This is a genomic window from Pseudomonas sp. GW821-FHT02A08 (genome assembly GCF_059422045.1).
On the sequence record NZ_JBWKWD010000008.1, the window covers coordinates 77625 to 96635 of the forward strand.

The 19011-nt window shown below is 59.1% G+C and carries 20 protein-coding genes and 1 other RNA gene; 7 read left to right on the top strand and 14 right to left on the bottom strand.

Annotated elements, in window-relative coordinates; all coding sequences use genetic code 11:
- Nucleotides 1–343: 343 nt before the first annotated feature.
- Together rnpB and rsmI are read right to left on the bottom strand one after the other, a co-directional pair.
- Nucleotides 344–697, bottom strand: an RNA gene (rnpB, locus tag AC07W4_RS08300) — RNase P RNA component class A.
- A 75-nt stretch (nucleotides 698–772) separates the two neighbouring features.
- The gene (gene rsmI / locus AC07W4_RS08305) at nucleotides 773–1678 is read right to left on the bottom strand and encodes a 16S rRNA (cytidine(1402)-2'-O)-methyltransferase (protein ID WP_162130349.1); all 906 of its coding nucleotides are present in this window, start codon (nucleotides 1676–1678) and stop codon (nucleotides 773–775) included.
- A gap of 177 nt (nucleotides 1679–1855) precedes the next feature.
- On the opposite strand from rsmI, the gene AC07W4_RS08310 reads away from it, so the two are divergent.
- The 4 genes from AC07W4_RS08310 to AC07W4_RS08325 all read left to right on the top strand — a co-directional run bounded on the left by AC07W4_RS08310 (nucleotide 1856) and on the right by AC07W4_RS08325 (nucleotide 5302).
- Complete coding sequence (locus tag AC07W4_RS08310) at nucleotides 1856–3667, top strand: penicillin-binding protein activator (RefSeq protein ID WP_495032116.1); 1812 nt, start codon at nucleotides 1856–1858, stop codon at nucleotides 3665–3667.
- Nucleotides 3667–4029, top strand: a complete 363-nt coding sequence (locus AC07W4_RS08315) for a YraN family protein (protein ID WP_495032170.1) — start codon at nucleotides 3667–3669, stop codon at nucleotides 4027–4029. Before AC07W4_RS08310 ends, AC07W4_RS08315 begins: the two co-directional genes overlap by 1 nt.
- A 104-nt stretch (nucleotides 4030–4133) precedes the next feature.
- Nucleotides 4134–4727: a phosphoheptose isomerase gene (locus tag AC07W4_RS08320; protein ID WP_007972584.1), complete on the top strand. Its 594-nt coding sequence runs from the start codon at nucleotides 4134–4136 to the stop codon at nucleotides 4725–4727.
- Entirely contained in the window at nucleotides 4724–5302 is a 579-nt protein-coding gene (locus AC07W4_RS08325) for a BON domain-containing protein (protein WP_008045952.1), read from the top strand. The genes AC07W4_RS08320 and AC07W4_RS08325 overlap by 4 nt, the downstream gene beginning before the upstream one ends.
- Nucleotides 5303–5471: 169 nt before the next feature.
- Here the strand turns inward: AC07W4_RS08325 and AC07W4_RS08330 are convergent, their stop codons facing one another.
- The 7 genes from AC07W4_RS08330 to rplM form a co-directional block, all read right to left on the bottom strand.
- Nucleotides 5472–5885, bottom strand: a complete 414-nt coding sequence (locus AC07W4_RS08330; protein ID WP_007998247.1) for a ClpXP protease specificity-enhancing factor — start codon at nucleotides 5883–5885, stop codon at nucleotides 5472–5474.
- 16 nt (nucleotides 5886–5901) lie between these two features.
- Nucleotides 5902–6519, bottom strand: coding sequence for a glutathione S-transferase N-terminal domain-containing protein (locus AC07W4_RS08335; RefSeq protein WP_495032117.1), 618 nt, complete (start codon nucleotides 6517–6519; stop codon nucleotides 5902–5904).
- A 150-nt stretch (nucleotides 6520–6669) separates the two neighbouring features.
- Entirely contained in the window at nucleotides 6670–7452 is a 783-nt protein-coding gene (locus AC07W4_RS08340) for a cytochrome c1 (RefSeq protein ID WP_046041914.1), read from the bottom strand.
- Nucleotides 7452–8663, bottom strand: a complete 1212-nt coding sequence (locus AC07W4_RS08345; RefSeq protein WP_008045954.1) for a cytochrome b — start codon at nucleotides 8661–8663, stop codon at nucleotides 7452–7454. The genes AC07W4_RS08340 and AC07W4_RS08345 overlap by 1 nt, the downstream gene beginning before the upstream one ends.
- Nucleotides 8663–9256, bottom strand: coding sequence for a ubiquinol-cytochrome c reductase iron-sulfur subunit (gene petA, locus AC07W4_RS08350; protein ID WP_008045955.1), 594 nt, complete (start codon nucleotides 9254–9256; stop codon nucleotides 8663–8665). Before petA ends, AC07W4_RS08345 begins: the two co-directional genes overlap by 1 nt.
- 268 nt (nucleotides 9257–9524) lie before the next feature.
- A complete protein-coding gene (gene rpsI, locus AC07W4_RS08355) occupies nucleotides 9525–9917 on the bottom strand; it encodes a 30S ribosomal protein S9 (protein ID WP_003228056.1) in 393 nt (130 codons plus the stop codon).
- A gap of 14 nt (nucleotides 9918–9931) precedes the next feature.
- Nucleotides 9932–10360 carry a 50S ribosomal protein L13 gene (rplM, locus tag AC07W4_RS08360; protein WP_007917032.1) on the bottom strand — a complete coding sequence of 143 codons (429 nt, stop codon included), beginning with the start codon at nucleotides 10358–10360 and terminating at the stop codon, nucleotides 9932–9934.
- A 245-nt stretch (nucleotides 10361–10605) separates the two neighbouring features.
- Here rplM and AC07W4_RS08365 point away from each other — a divergent pair, with 245 nt between their 5' ends.
- Nucleotides 10606–11646, top strand: a complete 1041-nt coding sequence (locus AC07W4_RS08365; protein ID WP_495032118.1) for an NADP(H)-dependent aldo-keto reductase — start codon at nucleotides 10606–10608, stop codon at nucleotides 11644–11646.
- Nucleotides 11647–11770: 124 nt separating this feature from the next.
- On the opposite strand, the gene AC07W4_RS08370 is transcribed toward AC07W4_RS08365, so the two are convergent.
- Complete coding sequence (locus AC07W4_RS08370; protein ID WP_495032119.1) at nucleotides 11771–12907, bottom strand: acyl-CoA dehydrogenase family protein; 1137 nt, start codon at nucleotides 12905–12907, stop codon at nucleotides 11771–11773.
- A gap of 220 nt (nucleotides 12908–13127) precedes the next feature.
- On the opposite strand from AC07W4_RS08370, the gene AC07W4_RS08375 reads away from it, so the two are divergent.
- Nucleotides 13128–14048 carry a GlxA family transcriptional regulator gene (locus tag AC07W4_RS08375; protein ID WP_177318793.1) on the top strand — a complete coding sequence of 307 codons (921 nt, stop codon included), beginning with the start codon at nucleotides 13128–13130 and terminating at the stop codon, nucleotides 14046–14048.
- Between the two features lie 128 nt (nucleotides 14049–14176).
- On the opposite strand, the gene zapE is transcribed toward AC07W4_RS08375, so the two are convergent.
- The 3 genes from zapE to AC07W4_RS08390 all read right to left on the bottom strand — a co-directional run bounded on the left by zapE (nucleotide 14177) and on the right by AC07W4_RS08390 (nucleotide 17386).
- Nucleotides 14177–15271: a cell division protein ZapE gene (gene zapE, locus AC07W4_RS08380; protein WP_007998226.1), complete on the bottom strand. Its 1095-nt coding sequence runs from the start codon at nucleotides 15269–15271 to the stop codon at nucleotides 14177–14179.
- Between the two features lie 90 nt (nucleotides 15272–15361).
- Nucleotides 15362–16717, bottom strand: coding sequence for a tryptophan--tRNA ligase (locus AC07W4_RS08385; protein ID WP_495032120.1), 1356 nt, complete (start codon nucleotides 16715–16717; stop codon nucleotides 15362–15364).
- 24 nt (nucleotides 16718–16741) lie between these two features.
- Nucleotides 16742–17386 (bottom strand): alpha/beta hydrolase, encoded by a 645-nt coding sequence (locus AC07W4_RS08390; protein ID WP_032829323.1) that lies wholly within the window; start codon nucleotides 17384–17386, stop codon nucleotides 16742–16744.
- A 144-nt stretch (nucleotides 17387–17530) separates the two neighbouring features.
- Here AC07W4_RS08390 and AC07W4_RS08395 point away from each other — a divergent pair, with 144 nt between their 5' ends.
- A complete protein-coding gene (locus tag AC07W4_RS08395; RefSeq protein ID WP_008045970.1) occupies nucleotides 17531–17965 on the top strand; it encodes a Z-ring associated ZapG family protein in 435 nt (144 codons plus the stop codon).
- 272 nt (nucleotides 17966–18237) lie between these two features.
- On the opposite strand, the gene AC07W4_RS08400 is transcribed toward AC07W4_RS08395, so the two are convergent.
- Complete coding sequence (locus AC07W4_RS08400; protein ID WP_495032121.1) at nucleotides 18238–18978, bottom strand: YiaD family glycine zipper/OmpA-like lipoprotein; 741 nt, start codon at nucleotides 18976–18978, stop codon at nucleotides 18238–18240.
- Nucleotides 18979–19011 lie beyond the last annotated feature (33 nt).

Consider the following 19011-nt stretch of genomic DNA (forward strand, 5'->3'; position numbering starts at 1 on the left):
TGAATCAGCACGGGAGGCTGTGTTCAGAAGTTAAAGTAATTTATTAAGAGTAAGATTTTTTTGGTATTACAAAAGAGGTTCTGCGGACGATTGTGTAAGGAGGGAAACCGGTGCTGCGTGGAGTTGATGCGATCACTACAAGCGCGGGCTAATCGATATCACAAAACAGCTTCTGTTGACGACCGTGTAACGAAGAAAACCGGCGCTGCGTGGAGTTGATGCGATCACTACAAGCGCGGGCTAATCGATATCACAAAACCGCTCCTGCTGACGATTGTGCAAGGAGGGAAATTATTACCACCGACACACTCTGCCCAATAAATTAAGCAGAGAGGAGAAAAAGGTGGAGAGTCGATCTGTAAGCCGGGTTCTGTCTTGAACAGTCATTCGTCTACGATGGCCATCACTGGACATCTTTAGCAACCTACCCGGTCCCAGCGCGGGCCACGCCTTGGGACCCTATTTGGTCTTGCTCCAAGTGGGGTTTACCTAGCCACGAACTGTTGCCAGACGTGCGGTGCGCTCTTACCGCACCTTTTCACCCTTACCGGCGCCGAAGCGCTTAGGCGGTTATTTTCTGTGGCACTTTCCGTAGGCTCGCGCCTCCCAGGCGTTACCTGGCACTTCGCCCTATGGAGCCCGGACTTTCCTCCCCCCCCTAATTTTCATAGAGGGCAGCGACTGTCCGATCGACTCTCCGCCGCGAAGGTTACCGGCACAACGCCCGAAGAACAAGCACCAAGCGCCATCAGGCACGCCTGCGCGTCAGCTTTTACTCGCCCTTCTGTTGGTCCAGCGCGATCTGGTACAGCACATTCTTTCGCTCGCCGGTGATTTGCGCCGCCAAAGCCGCCGCACGCTTGAGCGGCATTTCTTCGAGCAACAGGTTGAGGATGCGCATTGCCTCGCTACTGACGGCACCTTCCTCCTCGGGCGCGGACCAGCCCGCCACCAGCACCACGCACTCGCCGCGCTGCTGGTTGCTGTCCGACTCGACGAACTCACGCAGTTCAGCCAGCGGCAGCCCCTTGAGGGTCTCAAACGTCTTGGTCAGCTCGCGGGCAAGGAGCGCCGGGCGCTCGGGACCGAACACCAATTCCATGTCTTGCAGGCATTCGAGGATGCGATGCGGAGCCTCATAGAAGATCAATGTGCGAGGCTCTTCCTTTACCTGCTCGAGACGTGCTCGCCGCCCCACCGCCTTGGCCGGCAGAAAACCTTCGAAAATGAACCGGTCGGAAGGCAGCCCCGCCGCCGACAGCGCTGCAATCAACGCGCAGGCACCCGGAACCGGCACAACATTGATGCCCGCCGCCCGGGCCTGCCGCACCAGGTGATAACCCGGATCGGAAATCAGCGGTGTCCCGGCATCGGAAATCAACGCCACGTTGTCACCGGCAAGCAGGCGAGTGATAAAGCGGCTACCTTCATCCCGCTCGTTGTGTTCATGGCACGCCGCCAATGGCGTCGAGATGCCGAAGTGTTGCATCAAGCGCTGGGAATGACGGGTGTCTTCCGCAGCGACCAGGGCCACTTCACGCAGAATCTTCAGCGCCCGCGCACTGATGTCATCCAGGTTGCCGATGGGCGTCGCCACCACATAAAGCGAGCCAGCAGCGGAATTCAAAGCACCTGGAGCAGTCAAAGCGCACACCTCATGATCGGTAAAAGTCGCCATTGTAGCGCGTAGCGAGACTCACGATACCCGCAAGCAAACGAGGTATCGGTGACCGTTTGTGCGCTGGCGCAACATTTACACCAGCTAAATTGATCGATTCACGCCACTAACATCGCGCCCCGGCCAGTGCTTGGGTACAATTCCACGCTAATTTGATCGAGTATCAGGAACGCTTACATGATCGCTTGCCTGCGGCTGTTATCTGCCCTCTGCCTCGCTGCCTTGCTGGCGGCTTGCGCCAGCTCGCCCTCCTCCAGCCTTGGCGAACTTCCACGGACACCGGATGCCAGTATCGAGCAGTTGCTTGAGAAGGCCTCCCAAAGCAAATCACCGGAAGATGCCGCCCTTCTGCGCTTGAGCGCTGCCGACCTGGCCTATCATCAGGGCAATGCCGGCCAGTCCGCGCAAATCCTGCAACAGGTTCCTGTCGAACAACTCAAGCCGGGCCCACAGATTTTCGCCAACACCCTGGCGGCTGAACTGGCCATGACCCGCAATCAGCCCAAGGCCGCGCTGGCCGCCTTGAACCACCCAAGCCTGCAATACTTGAGCGAACTGCCCGTCGAACAACAGGTCCGCACCGGCACCGTTCACGCCCGCGCACTTGAAGCCGATGGCCAGACCCTCGCCGCCGCTCGCGAGCGCATCTTCATCGCCCCGATGCTCAAAGGTGAAGCCGCGAGCAAAAACCACGAAGCCATCTGGACCCTGATCGCCTCGCTGCCGACCGATCAGTTGCGGCCGAACACCACCGACGATCTCGGCGGCTGGATGGCCCTGGCGCTGGCCGTGAAATCCGCCGGCACCCTGGAACAGCAACAGGCTGCCATCGACAACTGGCGCGCGCAAAACCCGAAACACCCGGCAGCCGTTCAATTGCCGCAGCCACTGACCCAACTCAAGGAGCTGGCCAGCCAGCCCCTGAACAAGATCGCCCTGCTGCTGCCTCAGGACGGCCAACTGGCCTCGGTCGGCAAAGCACTGCGCGACGGCTTCATGGCCGCTCACTACCAGGCCCAACAGGCCGGGCAGAAACCGCCCGCCATCGAGTTCTATGACAGCTCGCGCCTGACTTCCATGGACGAGTTCTACCGCAAGGCCCAGGCCGATGGCGTGCAACTGGTCGTCGGCCCGCTGGAGAAGCCGCTGGTCAAACAGCTGAGCACTCGCCCGCAATTGCCGATCACGACCCTGGCACTCAATTACAGTGAAGGCGATCAAGGCCCGGCGCAGCTGTTCCAGTTCGGTCTTGCCGCTGAAGACGAAGCCCGCGAAGTGTCGCGCCGCGCTCGCGCCGACGGTCTGCATCGCGCAGCCATCATGGTGCCGAAAGGTGAATGGGGCGACCGCGTGCTCAAGGCGTTCAGCCAGGACTGGCAGGCCAATGGCGGCACCATCGTCGCCACCGAACGCGTCGACCAGCCGGTCCAACTGGCCCAACAGATTGCCGACATGTTCCAGTTGCGCCAGAGCGAAGGTCGCGCCAAGAGCCTGCAAAGCACCGTTGGCTCGCAAGTGGCCGCCCAGCCATCGCGCCGCCAGGACATCGAGTTCATTTTCCTCGCCGCAACACCGCAACAGGCACAGCAGATCAAACCGACCCTGAACTTCCAGTACGCTGGCGATGTTCCGGTCTACGCCACCTCCCACGTGTTCAGCGCCAGCGGTGACGTCAACCAGTACAACGATATGAATGGCATTCGCTTCTGCGAGACGCCATGGTTGCTGGACGCCAATGATCCACTGCGCCGCCAGGTCACCGCTCAATGGCCACAGGCCGCCGGCAGCCTGGGACGCCTGTATGCCATGGGTGTGGATGCCTATCGACTGGCGCCTCGCCTGGGCCAGCTCAAGTCTCTGCCGGACAGCCGCATCGACGGTGAGTCGGGCAGCCTTGGCATGTCTCAGAGCCAGCGGGTCGTGCGCCAGTTGCCATGGGCCGAGTTCGCCAATGGCCAGGTTCAGCGCCTGCCGGACACCGCTCGCTGATGCCCGACAGGTCACGCCAGCAAAGCGGCAAGGATGCCGAGCGCCATGCGCTCGGGCATCTTCAACAACAGGGTCTGCGCCTGCTGGCGCAGAACTGGTTGTGTAAACGCGGCGAGCTTGATCTGGTCATGCTAGATGGCGATACAGTAGTATTCATTGAAGTCCGCTACAGAAAAAACACTCAATGGGGTGGCGCGCTCGATAGCATCGATGAGCGCAAACGGCAAAAACTGATTTTCGCCGCACAATATTTTCTTCAGCGCGAGCCGCGCTGGGCCAATTCCCCTTGCCGCTTCGACGTGATTGCCATCGACAGCAACCTCGATCAGTTGAACTGGCTACAGAACGCCTTCGACGGCTGATCGCCGGCATTGCGAACCGGACACTATCACCCAACACTTTTGCTCTTTGCTTTGCGGGCTGCACATTCATGTGCCGAACAGCCGCGCTACTTAAGGTCACACAGATGGACATGCAATCGCGAATTCGCCAGCTTTTTCAGGCCAGTATCGACACCAAGCAACAGGCGATGGAAGTCCTTGCACCGCACATCGAGCAAGCCAGCCAGGTCATGGTCAACGCCCTGCTCAACGAAGGCAAAATGCTTTCCTGCGGCAACGGTGGCTCAGCCGGCGACGCCCAGCACTTCTCGTCCGAGCTGCTCAATCGTTTTGAGCGCGAGCGCCCGAGCCTGCCGGCCATCGCCCTGACGACCGACAGCTCGACGATCACCTCGATCGCCAACGATTACAGCTACAACGAAATCTTCTCCAAGCAGATCCGCGCACTCGGCCAACCGGGCGATGTGTTGCTGGCTATCTCCACCAGCGGCAACTCGGCCAACATAATTCAAGCGATCCAGGCCGCACATGATCGCGAAATGATTGTCGTAGCATTGACGGGGCGTGATGGCGGCGGCATGGCGTCGCTACTGTTGCCCGAGGACGTCGAGATTCGCGTACCGGCCAACGTCACCGCTCGTATTCAAGAAGTCCACCTGCTGGCGATCCACTGCCTTTGCGACTTGATCGACAGCCAATTGTTCGGGAGTGAAGAATGACCCCTAATCGCCTTGGCCTACTGGCCTTGACCCTGTGCCTCGGCATCAGCGGCTGTACCTCGGTGGTGACTGCCAGCCGTGAAGCACCGATTGAAGATGACCGTGGCACTCGCACACTGGGCAGCAAGATCGACGATTCCCTGATCGACACCAAGGTCGGCGTGAACATCGCCAAGGCCGACCCGGCCCTGGACAAGGATTCGCACATCGTCGTCACCAGCTTCAACGGTGTCGTGCTACTCGCCGGGCAAACACCGCGAGCAGACCTCAAGGCCAAGGCCGAACAGGCCGCCGCCGCTGTCCAGCGCGTGAAACAGGTGCACAACGAACTGCAAGTCCTGCCGCCCTCTTCGTTGCTGGCACGCCAGAACGACACCTGGCTGACCACCAAGATCAAGACCCAGATGCTCGCCGATGCGAACATCCCTGGCTCGCGCATCAAGGTTGTCACTGAAAACGGCATCGTCTACTTGCTGGGCCTGCTGACCAAACAGGAAGCGGCGCAGGCGACCAACCTGGTGCAAGGGGTTTCCGGTGTGCAGAAGATTGTGAAGTTGTTTGAGTACATCGACTGACCTGATCTGCACGCGATGCAGCAGCTGCCGCAGGCTCGGGCCGCGTTCGGACGATCTTTTGATCCTGATCTTCCAAAAACAAGATCAAAAGATCGCAGCCTGCGGCAGCTCCTACGTTTGAAGGTGGTGAAGTAATAAAAAAGGCGATCCGCATGGATCGCCTTTTTTATTACTTCACCACCTTCAAACTGGGGCGACCGCTTGGACGCGGCGGCTCACTGTCGGGTGGCGGAAGATCGTCATCCGGTTCGATCTCGTCGTCCTCGCCCATCGGCGATTCCAGATCGAACACCATGCCCTGGCCATTCTCCCGGGCGTAGATACCCAGGATCGAAGCAATTGGCACGTACAAGGTGTGCGGCACGCCACCAAAGCGCCCCTCGAAACTGACCGCCTCGTTATCCATGTGCAAGTGACGCACGGCTTGCGGCGATACGTTCAGGACGATCTGTCCGTCACTGGCAAACCCTTGAGGCACCTGCACCGACGGGTACTCGGAATTGACCAGCATGTGCGGGGTGCAATCGTTGTCCACAATCCACTCATAGAGCGCGCGGACCAGATAAGGTCGACTGGAGTTCATAACGGCTCCTTAAGCCTTAGCGCATGTCGCGTTCGACACCAGACAGACTCGCCTGGAAAGCCTCACGCGCAAACTGGCGCTCCATATAATCAAGCAGCGGCTTGGCCGGCCGCGGCAGTTCTATACCCAGAATCGGCAATCGCCAGAGTATTGGCAATAGGCAGCAATCCACCAGACTTTGTTCCTCACTGAGGAAAAACGGTTTGTCGGCAAACAGTGGCGACACACCCGTCAGGCTTTCGCGCAACTCTTTTCGAGCCACGGTACGGGCTGCTTCCTTGGTCCGCGAATCCAGAATCAGGTCCACCAGACCACACCAGTCGCGCTGAATGCGGTGCATCAGCAGGCGACTGTTGGCACGCGCCACGGGATAAACCGGCAGTAGCGGCGGGTGCGGGTAACGCTCATCCAGATATTCCATCACCACAGTCGACTCCCACAACGCCAGGTCGCGATCGACCAGGGTGGGCAGACTGCCATAAGGGTTCACTTCAATCAGTTTAGGTGGCTGACGACCAGCCTCCACGTAAATGATCTCGGCGCTGACACCCTTCTCTGCCAGTACGATGCGCACTCGGTGGGAATAGTGGTCGGCGGGGTCGGAGTAACAGGCCAACCGATTGGTCACGCCCATGGCGATCCTCCTCGCTTGTAGAAATTATCGAAAGCTCAAAAACGAGCGCGCCCAGAGGGCGCCTCCCGTAACGACTGGATCACCAGTTTCGCTACATCTTCAGAGGCGCCCTTGGGCGCGCGCGATTAACAGCAATAGCTTGAAGCTTTATCAGTGCACGTCTTTCCAGTATTCGCGCTTGAGCAGGTAAGCGAAGACAAAGAAGAACGCCAGGTACAACAATACGTACGTACCGATGCGCTGATGTTGCAGCTTAACCGGGTTAGCCGAGTAAGCCAGGAAGGTTACCAGATTCTTGACCTTCTCATCGAACTGCTCTGCAGTCAGGGCACCGCTTTTCGGCACGATGGTCAACTGATCGCACGCTTCATGAGTCAGCGCCGTACCGGTCAGAGGATCATATTGCTTCTTGCCGTCTTCGACGATCTGAACCTGCTTGCAACCAACCACCTGGCGACCTTGCAGGCCGGCCAGGACGTTAGGCATGCCCACGTTCGGGAAAACCTTGTTGTTCACGCCCCATGGACGCGCAGGATCTTCGTAGAACGACCTCAGGTAACCGTAGAGCCAGTCGGTGCCGCGAACGCGGGCAACCAGGGTCAGGTCCGGCGGCGCTGCGCCAAACCAGGCCTTGGCGTCCGCCGGCTGCATGCCGATGCTCATGTGGTCGCCGATCTTGGCCCCCGTGAACATCAGCTTCTCCAGCATCAATTCATGGGGAATGCCCAGGTCGTCGGCAACACGCTCATAGCGCTGGAACTTGGCACTGTGACAACCCATGCAGTAGTTGGCGAACGTACGCGCGCCGTCCTGCATGGCTGCTTTATCGGAAACGTCGATGTCGACTTTTTCCAGCTCGGGGCCACCGTGCTCAGCTGCGAAAGCGAACACTGGCAATGCAGCAAGCATCAATACAGCAAATAGTTTTTTCATCAGCCAGTCACCCTTTCCGGAACCGGTTTGGTCTTCTCGAGCCGGGTGTAGAACGGCATCAGAATGAAGTAGGCGAAGTACAGGAAGGTACATACCTGCGACAGCAACGTACGCTCCGGGGTTGGAGCCAATACGCCCAGCACGCCCAGGATCACGAACGAGATGCAGAACACCCAGAGCCAGATCTTGCTCAGCCAGCCCTTGTAGCGCATCGACTTGACCGGGCTACGGTCCAGCCACGGCAGGACGAACAGCACAGCGATGGCCGCGCCCATGGCGATCACGCCCAGGAGCTTGTCCGGAATCGCACGCAAGATGGCGTAGAACGGAGTGAAGTACCAGACCGGAGCGATGTGCTCTGGGGTCTTGAAGGCGTTCGCCACTTCAAAGTTCGGCTTCTCGAGGAAGTAGCCGCCCATTTCCGGGAAGAAGAACACGATCGAGCAGAAGATGAACAGGAACACCACCACGCCGACGATATCTTTCACGGTGTAGTAAGGGTGGAAGGCAATGCCGTCCAGCGGTATGCCGTTTTCGTCCTTGTGCTTCTTGATGTCCACGCCGTCCGGGTTGTTCGAACCGACTTCGTGCAAGGCCAGGATGTGCAGCACCACCAGACCCAGGATAACGATCGGCAGGGCAACCACGTGCAAGGCGAAGAAGCGGTTCAGGGTAATACCGGAAATCAGGTAGTCACCACGAATCCACTGGGTCAGGTCATTGCCGATGACCGGGATCGCACCGAACAGCGAGATGATCACCTGGGCACCCCAGTAGGACATCTGCCCCCACGGCAGCAGGTAGCCCATGAAGGCTTCGGCCATCAGTGCCAGGTAGATCAGCATGCCGAAGACCCACACCAGCTCACGCGGCTTCTGGTACGAACCGTAGAGCAGGCCACGGAACATGTGCAGATAGACCACGATGAAGAACGCCGAAGCGCCGGTGGAGTGCAGCAGACGCAGGATCGAGCCGTACTCGACGTCGCGCATGATGTATTCGACGGAGGCGAACGCCTCTTCCGCCGACGGGTTGTAGCTCATGGTCAGCCAGACACCGGTAACGATCTGGTTGACCAGAACGAGCAGCGCCAGGGAGCCAAAGAAATAGAAGAAGTTGAAGTTCTTCGGAGCGTAATACTTGCTGAGATGGTCCTCCCACATCTTGGTGGCGGGAAAGCGCGCATCAACCCAATCCATGAACTTGCTCATCACGCTTTCTCCGTATCGACGCCAATGATAATGATTTCATCGGTCTCATAGGAATGCGGGGGAACTGGCAGGTTCAAAGGCGCAGGCTGCGACTTGTAGACGCGACCAGCCAGATCGTAGTGGGAACCGTGGCAAGGGCAGAAATAGCCGCCTACCCAGTCTTTACCCAGATCCGCAGGTGCCACTTCGGGACGGAAGGTCGGCGAGCAACCCAGGTGCGTGCAGATACCGATCAGCAGCAGGACCTCGGGTTTGATCGAACGGATTTCCGGATCAACGTAAGTCGGTTGTGTCGAGTTCTTGGAGGTCGGGTCAGCGAGCTGGCCCTCGATCTTCTTCAGATTCCCCAGGATTTCCTGTGTACGGCGGACGATGAACACCGGCTGGCCGCGCCACTCAGCAATCATCTGCTGGCCTGGCTCGATCTTGCTGACATTCACTTTCACCGGTGCACCTGCGGCTTTCGCCTTGGCACTGGGAAACCATGACCCCACGAACGGGACCGCAGCCCCCACCGCTCCTGCAGCACCCACCACGGATGTGGCTGCTACCAAGAAGCGACGCCGGCCTGCATTCACGCCGTCATTGCTCATTCAGTCCTCTCCCATCAGCTTTGTGGCCTGTTAAATCAGGCATCTACTAAGTAAAACTATGTACTTATAAAAATTTTGCCGAATGGTAATGAAAAGCCCCAATTCTGACAAGGTAATTACCGGAGCCCACCACCCCCAAGCCTTGTAGTATAGGGCGTCTGCGGATGTGGCAAGTTGTCACAGCGCAATTCTTTGATAAATCGCAGACATAAAAAAACGCCCAGCTCCGCGAGGAAACTGGGCGTTCTTTTTTGAACGTGAAAGCGAATTAACGCTTCGAGTACTGCGGACGCTTACGCGCTTTACGCAGACCGACTTTCTTACGTTCAACTTCACGAGCATCGCGGGTTACGAAGCCGGCTTTACGCAGGGCGCTGCGCAGAGTCTCGTCGTAGTCCATCAAGGCACGAGTGATGCCGTGGCGGATTGCGCCAGCCTGACCACTCACACCACCGCCGATCACGGTGACGTAGATGTCGAACTTCTCGACAGTCTCAGTCAATTCCAGCGGCTGACGAACTACCATGCGGGCAGTTTCGCGGCCGAAGAAATTATCCAGCGAACGGTTGTTGATGGAGATGTTACCAGTACCCGGACGCAGGAAAACGCGTGCGGTTGCGGTCTTGCGACGGCCAGTGCCGTAATTTTGAGTCGCCGACATAATGTACTATTCCGTTAAAACTTCAGTTCTTGGGGCTGCTGAGCAGTATGTGGGTGTGCAGCGCCCGCATAGACTTTCAGCTTACGGTACATGTCGCGACCCAGCGGGTTCTTAGGCAGCATGCCTTTGACCGCGGTCTCGATCACGCGCTCAGGGGCCTTGGCGATCAGCTTTTCAAAGTTGATCGACTTGATGCCGCCCGGGAAACCGGAGTGGGAGTAGTACATTTTGTCAGTGGTTTTAGCACCGGTAACACGGATCTGCTCAGCGTTGATTACGACGATGTAGTCGCCGGTGTCAACGTGAGGAGTGTACTCAGGCTTGTGCTTGCCACGCAGACGGCTCGCGATTTCGGTGGCCAGACGACCCAGGGTCTGACCAGCAGCGTCGACGACAAACCAGTCGCGCTTTACTGTTTCCGGTTTAGCAGTAAAAGTTTTCATTCTTTATAGCCTCAGGGGCCGCCCTGTAAATTAGACGGCGGATCTTACTGAATAGTGCGTACTTTGACAAGTCAAAGGCAGCCGGATACAGACGCTTTCGGGGGCTCGGGTCGGCGCGTCCGTTCAACGGCAAGATTCTTCGGCGGCGGCGCATCACTTCCACTGCAGAAAGAGGTGCGCAATTATGCAGATTGCGAAAAATAATTCAACCTGCTTTTATGATTGTTTTGCCCAAGGAGCACCCGATGGACTATCGCCAGCTAGGCCGAACCAATCTGAACGTGAGTGCCCTCTGCCTCGGAACCATGACCTGGGGCGAGCAAAACAGCGAGGCAGACGCCTTCGCCCAGATTGAACGGGCCAAGAGCGCCGGGATCAACTTCATCGACACCGCCGAGATGTACCCGGTGCCGCCCAAGGCCGAAACCTACGCCACCACCGAACGCTACATCGGCAATTACTTCAAAAGCCGCGGCGACCGCGCCGACTGGATCCTGGCCAGCAAGATCGCCGGCCCCGGCAACACCATCGACTACATCCGCGACAAGAACCTTCGGCACAATCGTCAGCACATCACCGAAGCCGTGGACGCCAGCCTCAAGCGCCTGCAGACCGATTACATCGACTTGTACCAACTGCACTGGCCGGAGCGCAGCACCAACTTTTTCGGACAACTGGGCTACAAGCACAAGATCGAAGCCAACCTGACCCCGCTGGAAGACACCCTCGAAGCGCTGGACGAGCAGGTGAAGGCCGGCAAGATCCGCCACATCGGCCTGTCCAACGAGACGCCGTGGGGCACCATGCGCTTCCTGGCCCTGGCCGAAGCCCGAGGCTGGCCGCGCGCCGTGTCGATCCAGAACCCGTACAACCTGCTCAACCGCAGCTTTGAAGTCGGCCTGGCGGAAATCGCCATCCGCGAGCAATGCGGCCTGCTCGCCTATTCGCCGCTGGCGTTCGGTTTCCTGTCAGGCAAGTACGAAGGTGGTGCCCGCCCGCCAAAAGGTCGCTTGAGCCTCTACAGCCGCTTCAGCCGCTATTTCAACCCGCAGTCTGAAGCTGCCTGCAGCCGTTACGTGGCTCTGGCTCGCGAGCACGGCCTGGACCCGGCGCAAATGGCCCTGGCGTTCGTGACGCAGCAGCCGTTCGTGACCAGCAACATCATTGGCGCGACGACGATGGAGCAACTGGACAGCAACATCGCCAGTTTCGACTTGAAGTTGTCGGAAGAAGTGCTGGAGGGGATCGAGGCGATTCACAAGGATCACCCGAATCCTGCGCCTTGATTGATTCATAGACCCCATTCGCGAGCAAGCCCGCTCCCACATTTTCGACCGTATTCCCTTGGGAGAACTCGATTGAATGTGGGAGCGGGCTTGCTCGCGAAAGCGTCAGTCCTGCCATCCGGGATCAAAGCGACCGTGCAATGATCTCCTTCATGATCTCGTTCGTCCCGGCATAAATCCGCTGTACCCGCGCATCCGCCCATGCCCGCGCGATCGGGTACTCCCACATGAACCCGTAGCCACCGTGCAACTGCACGCACTCGTCGAGCACCTTGCATTGCAGGTCGGTGCCCCAGTACTTGGCCATCGCCGCCGTCGGCACGTCGAGCTTGCCTTGCAGGTGCAGTTCCAGGCAGCGGTCGACGAAGACCCGACCAATCTGGATTTCCGTGGCCATCTCCGCCAGCTTGAACCGGGTATTCTGGAAATCCGCGATCGACTTGCCGAACGCCTTGCGCTCGCGGGTGTAGTCCAGCGTCCATTGCAGCGCCGCTTCGGCTGAAGCCAGCCCGCCAACGGCCACGGTAAGGCGTTCCTGGGGCAACTCCTGCATCAGGTAGGCAAAGCCCATTCCGGCCTGGCCCAGCAGGTTTTCCTTGGGCACACGCACGTCCTGGAAGAACAGCTCCGAAGTGTCCTGGGCCTTCATCCCGACCTTCTCCAGGCGCTTGCCCTTGTCGAAGCCCGGCGTATTGGCTTCCACCAGAAACAAACTGGTGCCCTTCGCGCCGGCCTTCGGATCGGTCTTGGCGACGACGATCACCAGATCCGCCAGGTAGCCGTTGGTGATAAAGGTCTTGGAGCCGTTGATCACGTACTCGTCGCCATCGAGCACGGCGGTGGTTTTCACCCCTTGCAGATCGGAACCGGCGCCCGGTTCGGTCATGGCGATCGCGGTAACCATCTCGCCGGACACCAGTTTCGGCAGGTATTTATGCTTCAGCGCCTCACTGCCGTAATGCAGGATGTAGGGCGCCACGATGTCCGAGTGCAGGGAAAAACCGATGCCGGTAAGGCCCAGCCGCCCCACTTCTTCGATCACCACCGCGCTGTAGAGAAAGTCCGCCCCCAGGCCGCCGTACTCTTCCGGCAAGTGCGAGCAAAGCATCCCCGCCTCCCCTGCCTTGTTCCATAGCTTGCGGTCGATATAGCCTTGTTTTTCCCATTGCCCATGGAACGGCACCGCCTCTTTTTCGAGGAACGTCCGCACGCTCTCGCGGAAAAGCTCGTGCTCGGAACTGAACAGGGTTCTGGGGATCATGCGGCACCTTTTCTTTGTTTTTAGAAGGAGTTGACCTCAAAGACTATGCCTCGCTTCCGATACAGGACACTGGACACATCCGACAAAAAATAAGACGATCCAGCCGTCTGGTGACCACTTCCCCCTATAAAAATAAAGTTGAATTATGTCTAACCAAGCCTCCACGCCCCTGCGGCGCGTCAGCATCCTGGCCATCGACCGGGTTTTCGCTTCCACCCTCATGCAAGCCAAGGACTTCTTCCACCTCGCCAGCCTGCGCTACGGCAAACAGCTGGGCCAGGGCCTGACACCGGCGTTCGAAACCCGCCTGGTCAGCCCCGACGGCAAACCGGTCAACACCTTCAGTGACGTGATGATTCCGGTGGATGGCGGGCTGGAAAACGCCGACATCATCGTTCTTCCCGCGTTCTGGGACGATTTCGACAGCCTCTGCAAACGTTATCCGCAAGTCCTGCCCTGGTTGCGCCAGCAACATGCGCGCGGCGCCGTATTGTGCGGCGAGGCCACCGGTGTTTTCTGGCTGGCCGAAGCCGGGTTGCTCAATGGCAAGGAAGCGACCACCTACTGGCGCTTCTTCAATGCCTTCGCCGAACGCTTCCCCCAGGTCCAGCTCAATCAGGACAAGCACCTGACCGACGCCGACAACCTGTACTGCGCCGGAGGCACCACCTCGGCATGCGATTTGTACATTTACCTGATCGAGCGTTTCTGCGGCGCCAACGTGTCCCAGGCCGTAGCCCGGGACATCCTCTATGAAGTGCAGCGCAGCTACTCGCCAGGACGGATTGGATTCGGCGGGCAGAAGCTGCACCAGGACGTGATCATCCTGCAGATCCAGCACTGGCTCGAAGAACACTTCGCCGACAAGTTCCGTTTCGAAGATGTCGCCCGCGAACACGGCATGAGCATCCGCAATTTCATGCGCCGCTTCCAGACCGCCACCGGTGACAAGCCATTGCATTACCTGCAACGCCTGCGCATCGAAACCGCCAAGGGCTTGCTGTCCGCCAGCCGCAAGAGCATCAAGACCATCAGCTATGAAGTTGGCTATGACGATGCGAGCTTCTTCGCCCGGTTGTTCCGCCAGCACACGGAGTTGTCGCCGAACCAGTACCGGCAGCAGTTTCAGCAAGCTGCGTAGATCCAGGCCCGACACAAATCCAATGTGGGAGCGGGCTTGCTCCCACAGGGATTGCGGTGAATTTGAGGTTTCTTCAGCGCAAAAAAAAGGGCCTGCATGTGCAGGCCCTTTTCATTTTCCGAATCATCTTACGGCTTGTGCGCCCGGGACAGGAATTCGTGGGATTGCATTTCCAGCAGTCGGCTGAGGGTACGCTGGAACTCGAAGTTCAGGCGGCCACCTGTGTACAGGTCTTTAAGCTCGACTTCGGCGGAGATGATCAGCTTCACGTTGCGGTCGTAGAACTCGTCGACCATGTTGATGAAGCGTCGGGCGATGTCGTCGGTGGTGACGCTCATCTGCTCGACATCGCTGAGCAGTACGGCGTGGAAGATCTTGCCCAGCTCGATGTAGTCGTTCTGGCTGCGCGGGCCGTCGCACAGTTCGCGGAAGTTGAACCAGGCCACGTCATCGCAGGTGCGCAGGGCACGAATTTCACGGTTCTCGATCATTAGCACGTCATTTTCGACCGCCGCCGTGCATTCCGGTGTCAGCGCACGGAAGCTCTTGCGCAGGCTTTCGTTGGCGGCTTCGTCGAGCGGATAGTGGAACAGCTCGGCTTGTTCGAGGTGACGCAGACGATAGTCGACGCCGCTGTCGACGTTGACGATCTCGGTGTTCTGCTTGATCAGCGCAATGGCCGGCAGGAAGCGCGCGCGCTGCAGGCCGTCCTTGTACAGGCCGTCCGGCACGATGTTCGAAGTCGCGACCAGGGTCACGCCGTTCTTGAACAGTTCTTCCATCAGAGTGCCAAGGATCATGGCGTCGGTGATGTCGGAAACGAAGAATTCATCGAAGCAGATGACCCGGGCTTCGGTGGCGAAACGCTTGGCGATGATGGTCAGCGGGTTTTTCTCGCCGCCCAGGGTTTTCATCTCTTCGTGCACGCGCTTCATGAAGCGGTGGAAGTGCGTACGGGACTTTTCCTTGAAGGGCAGCGCTTCGAAGAAGGTGTCCACCAGGTAAGTCTTGCCGCGACCTACGCCGCCCCAGAAATACAGGCCCTTGACCGGGGTCTGATCCTTCTTGCCAAACAACTTGCCCAGCAGGCCCGGCTTGTTTTGCTCGGCCGCGACCAGGTCGTCGTACAGGCGCTGCAAATGACGCACGGCAGTTTCCTGCGCGGCGTCATGGAAGAATTCCGGGCGTTTCAGATCAGCTTGATATCGTTCTAGGGGCGTCATAATTCGTTAGCAAGGCAACAAAAACGGGCCGACACTGTAGCGACGGCCCCGAGGAATGGCAATCAGCCCTTGGTCGGGCCGAACCGTTGTTTATTCCTGAACAGGCGTCAGGGCGATGCGCAAGGCTTCGATGGCCGCGTCGCGTGCGGCGTTGTCGGCGAAGGACGGGCTGTCGGCAACGCACTCGTCTTCCAGCCAGACACTGAAGCCCAGGGCTTCACTGCGCACGTCCAGATCCTGGCCCGCTTGCAACTGCTTGGTCACTTGCCCTGCGGTTTTGCCATCCGCGAAGTTGCGCGACAACAGTAGTTGTTCGCCATCGGCCGCCAGCAGACGGAAGCGGAAACTGCCGTCGTCTTCGCGGAAGCTTACAAAACGCGCAGCCTTCACGGCTTTCTTCTTGGTGGTCGCCGCCACTTGAGCCTGGGCAACGAAGGAGCGCAGGCCCACCGCTTCACGCAGTTCGTTGAGGAACGGAGTCGCCACCGCACGGGCCTTTTTCGCGCCGTGCTGCAGGATGTCTTCCAGATCCGCCGGGCGCTCGATCAATTGGTTATAACGCTCGCGGGATTCGCCCAGCTCGCTGTCCAGCAACTGGAACAGACGATTCTTCGCCTCGCCCCAACCCAAGCCCTGCAACAGGTCGCTGCGGAACTCGTCGGCCTGCGCCGGGGTGGCGAACGCCTGGAAAAGGGTGAACAGGTGCGAGTTGTCCGGATCCTTGGCTTCGCCCGGCGCGCGGGAGTCGGTGACGATCCGCGAAATGGCGTCCTTCATCTCTTTGGCGCTGCTGAACAGCGGGATGGTGTTGTCGTAGCTCTTCGACATCTTGCGGCCATCCAGGCCCGGCAACGTGGCGACGCTCTCTTCGATCAACGCCTCGGGCATGGTGAAAAACTCTTTGCCCTGGCCAAACAGGTGGTTGAAGCGCTGGCCGATGTCGCGGGCCATTTCCACGTGCTGGATCTGGTCACGACCGACCGGCACCTTGTGCGCATTGAACATCAGGATGTCTGCGGCCATCAGCACCGGGTAGCTGTACAGGCCCATGGTGATGCCGGCGTCCGGGTCTTCGCCGGTCTCGACGTTCTTGTCCACCGAAGCCTTGTAGGCGTGGGCGCGATTAAGCAGGCCCTTGGCGGCAACGCAGGTCAGCAGCCAGGTCAGTTCGGGGATTTCCGGGATGTCGGACTGGCGGTAAAAAGTCACGCGGTCGACATCCAGACCACCGGCCAGCCAGGTCGCGGCGATTTCCAGACGCGAGCGCTGGATGCGCAGCGGGTCATCGCACTTGATCAGGGCGTGGTAGTCGGCCAGGAAGTAGAACGAATCGGCATTGCTGTCACGGCTGGCGACGATCGCCGGGCGGATGGCGCCGGCGTAGTTGCCCAGGTGCGGCGTGCCGGTGGTGGTGATGCCGGTGAGGATACGGGTACGAGTCGTCATGGGTAATCGCTTGTCAGACTGCAATCAATTCGAGAGACGCGGCAGGATCAGATCCTTGAGATCGGTCAGCTTGCCATGAAAAAAGTGTCCGCATTCTGCCACTTTCAGCAGCTCATGGGGGCGTTCGAGCTTGTCGGACCATTCGTAAACAAGCTGCGGATCGATCACTTCGTCGGTTTCCGGCTGGATCAGGGTCAGCTCGCCGTGCTGCGGCAGTTGATCCTGATCGCCCAGGCGCATGACCGCTGGCGCAACCATGAACAAGTGCTTGAGCTTCTCGCCCTTCGCTTCCAGACGTCCGCCGAGACTTGCTGCAACAAATCCACCGAAGGAGAAACCGAACAGGGTCAGTGGCAATTGCGGGTGTCTGGCGCGAAACCATTCGGCGACAGCCTGTGCGTCATCGACTTCGCCGGTGCCCATGTCGTGGGTGCCTTCGCTGGCGCCGACACCACGGTAGTTAAAACGCAGGGTGATCAAACCGGCATCACGCGCAGTGCGCTGCAGGGTCGAGACCACTTTGTTGAGCATGGTGCCGCCCTGCACCGGGTTCGGATGGCAGATGAGCGCCAGGCCACGCGGCTGCTCGTTGTCCAGACTGTTGTTTTCCAGAAGCAGTGCTTCCAGTTGACCCACCGGGCCATCAATCACTACAGGGGTTTCACGCATAAGCAAGGAAGGAACTCCGTGACCCCGGATCGGGTCGACTCGTCTAGCAAATTGTCTGTGGCTGTCTATTGCGAGTGAATCGCGGTATACAGCGCAGGTTCGAGCCGTTAACGTAAAGCAAAGCCGTTTATAGAGGAAGGACTCGTGGAACACTCGCTCTTAGTTTGGTTGTTACCGACTCTTGCCCTGGTTGTGGGTGTCGCCATTGGGTTCCTGATCGCTCGCGTTGCACCGAACGCCGCGCCCAGCCGCACGCAGCGTCAGCTGGACGATATTCAGGAACGTTTCGACAGTTATCAGAACGAGGTGGTGACCCACTTCAACAGCACCGCGACACTGGTCAAGAAACTGACTCAGAGCTATCAGGAAGTGCAGGACCATCTCGCCGAGGGCGCCAACCGCCTGGCCCTGGACGAGCAGACTCGCCAACGCCTGCTGGCTTCCCTGCACGCCGACGCGGCACAGGCGCCCCGTGAACGCCTGACGCCACCGCGCGATCAGGAGCCGCCGCGCGACTACGCACCGAAAGCCCCGAACTCGCCGGGCATGCTCGATGAGCATTATGGCCTGAAGAAGTAAGCAGCTTTCGCGCATGACAAAAAGCCCCCGGACAAGTGATTCTCCGGGGGTTTTTTTATTACTGATCCGTTTTATCTGTTGCCCACCCCGGCCCCTTCGCGGGCAAGCCCGCTCCCACAGTGGTCGATGTCGAACACAAAATCTGCATTCAACACTAACCTGTGGGAGCGGGCTTGCCCGCGAAGAAGCCAGAACTGACGATACAAAAAAGCCCGCCTGATCTACTTAGGATCGGGCGGGCATTTTTTTACACCTGGGGCTCAATCAGACGATCAAGGGTACTGCTGGACCGTACCTTGCTGCTGGGCACCGTACTGCTGGCCAGGAATCGCCTTGAGGTTGACCTCTACACGGCGGTTCTGCGCCCGGCCGTTGACGTCGCCGTTGCTGGCAACCGGGCTATCCGGGCCGGCACCGCGAGCGCTCAGGTTGGCACCGCTGACACCTTGCGAGGTCAGGTAGGTGGCCACGCTCTGGGCACGACGCTGGGACAGGTCCATGTTGTGCTGACGGCTGCCGGTGCTGTCGGTATAGCCGACGATCTCGATCTGGTTCTGGTTGAACTCTTTCAGCGAGCCCGCCAGGTTGTTCAGCGGCTGATAGAAACCTGGGGCAATGTTCGCCGAATCGGTCGCGAACGTGATGTTGCCCGGCATGATCAGCTTGATCTGGTCGCCCTGGCGCTGAACTTCAACACCGGTGTTGGCCATGCTGGCGCGCAGCTTTTTCTCTTGCTGATCGGCGTAGTAGCCGTAGCCGGCGGCGGAAGCACCGACCACCGCCGCACCGATCAGTGCGCCCTTGCCACGGTTATCGTGGTTGATCGCAGCACCGGCCAGCGCACCGGCCAGAGCGCCGAGGCCACCGTATTTCGCGGTCTTGCTCATGCCTTCGGAGCCGCTATCCGCCTGGCCCTGTGCCTGGCCCTGACCGCCGTATGGGTTAGGCGAGGCACAACCGGACAAAACGGCCACAGCCGTAGCGAGAATAATCAAACGACGCGTGGTGAACATGTAAAGCTCCTACTTTTTTTGCATTCTGTGGTG

Excerpts from the sequence above, each read along its gene's own strand:
- rsmI (WP_162130349.1), bottom strand. The coding sequence starts at position 1,678 with ATGGCGACTTTTACCGATCATGAGGTGTGCGCTTTGACTGCTCCAGGT.
- AC07W4_RS08310 (WP_495032116.1), top strand. The coding sequence starts at position 1,856 with ATGATCGCTTGCCTGCGGCTGTTATCTGCCCTCTGCCTCGCTGCCTTG.
- AC07W4_RS08315 (WP_495032170.1), top strand. The coding sequence starts at position 3,667 with ATGCCCGACAGGTCACGCCAGCAAAGCGGCAAGGATGCCGAGCGCCAT.
- AC07W4_RS08320 (WP_007972584.1), top strand. The coding sequence starts at position 4,134 with ATGGACATGCAATCGCGAATTCGCCAGCTTTTTCAGGCCAGTATCGAC.
- AC07W4_RS08325 (WP_008045952.1), top strand. The coding sequence starts at position 4,724 with ATGACCCCTAATCGCCTTGGCCTACTGGCCTTGACCCTGTGCCTCGGC.
- AC07W4_RS08330 (WP_007998247.1), bottom strand. The coding sequence starts at position 5,885 with ATGAACTCCAGTCGACCTTATCTGGTCCGCGCGCTCTATGAGTGGATT.
- AC07W4_RS08335 (WP_495032117.1), bottom strand. The coding sequence starts at position 6,519 with ATGGGCGTGACCAATCGGTTGGCCTGTTACTCCGACCCCGCCGACCAC.
- AC07W4_RS08340 (WP_046041914.1), bottom strand. The coding sequence starts at position 7,452 with ATGAAAAAACTATTTGCTGTATTGATGCTTGCTGCATTGCCAGTGTTC.
- AC07W4_RS08345 (WP_008045954.1), bottom strand. The coding sequence starts at position 8,663 with ATGAGCAAGTTCATGGATTGGGTTGATGCGCGCTTTCCCGCCACCAAG.
- petA (WP_008045955.1), bottom strand. The coding sequence starts at position 9,256 with ATGAGCAATGACGGCGTGAATGCAGGCCGGCGTCGCTTCTTGGTAGCA.
- rpsI (WP_003228056.1), bottom strand. The coding sequence starts at position 9,917 with ATGTCGGCGACTCAAAATTACGGCACTGGCCGTCGCAAGACCGCAACC.
- rplM (WP_007917032.1), bottom strand. The coding sequence starts at position 10,360 with ATGAAAACTTTTACTGCTAAACCGGAAACAGTAAAGCGCGACTGGTTT.
- AC07W4_RS08365 (WP_495032118.1), top strand. The coding sequence starts at position 10,606 with ATGGACTATCGCCAGCTAGGCCGAACCAATCTGAACGTGAGTGCCCTC.
- AC07W4_RS08370 (WP_495032119.1), bottom strand. The coding sequence starts at position 12,907 with ATGATCCCCAGAACCCTGTTCAGTTCCGAGCACGAGCTTTTCCGCGAG.
- AC07W4_RS08375 (WP_177318793.1), top strand. The coding sequence starts at position 13,128 with ATGCAAGCCAAGGACTTCTTCCACCTCGCCAGCCTGCGCTACGGCAAA.
- zapE (WP_007998226.1), bottom strand. The coding sequence starts at position 15,271 with ATGACGCCCCTAGAACGATATCAAGCTGATCTGAAACGCCCGGAATTC.
- AC07W4_RS08385 (WP_495032120.1), bottom strand. The coding sequence starts at position 16,717 with ATGACGACTCGTACCCGTATCCTCACCGGCATCACCACCACCGGCACG.
- AC07W4_RS08390 (WP_032829323.1), bottom strand. The coding sequence starts at position 17,386 with ATGCGTGAAACCCCTGTAGTGATTGATGGCCCGGTGGGTCAACTGGAA.
- AC07W4_RS08400 (WP_495032121.1), bottom strand. The coding sequence starts at position 18,978 with ATGTTCACCACGCGTCGTTTGATTATTCTCGCTACGGCTGTGGCCGTT.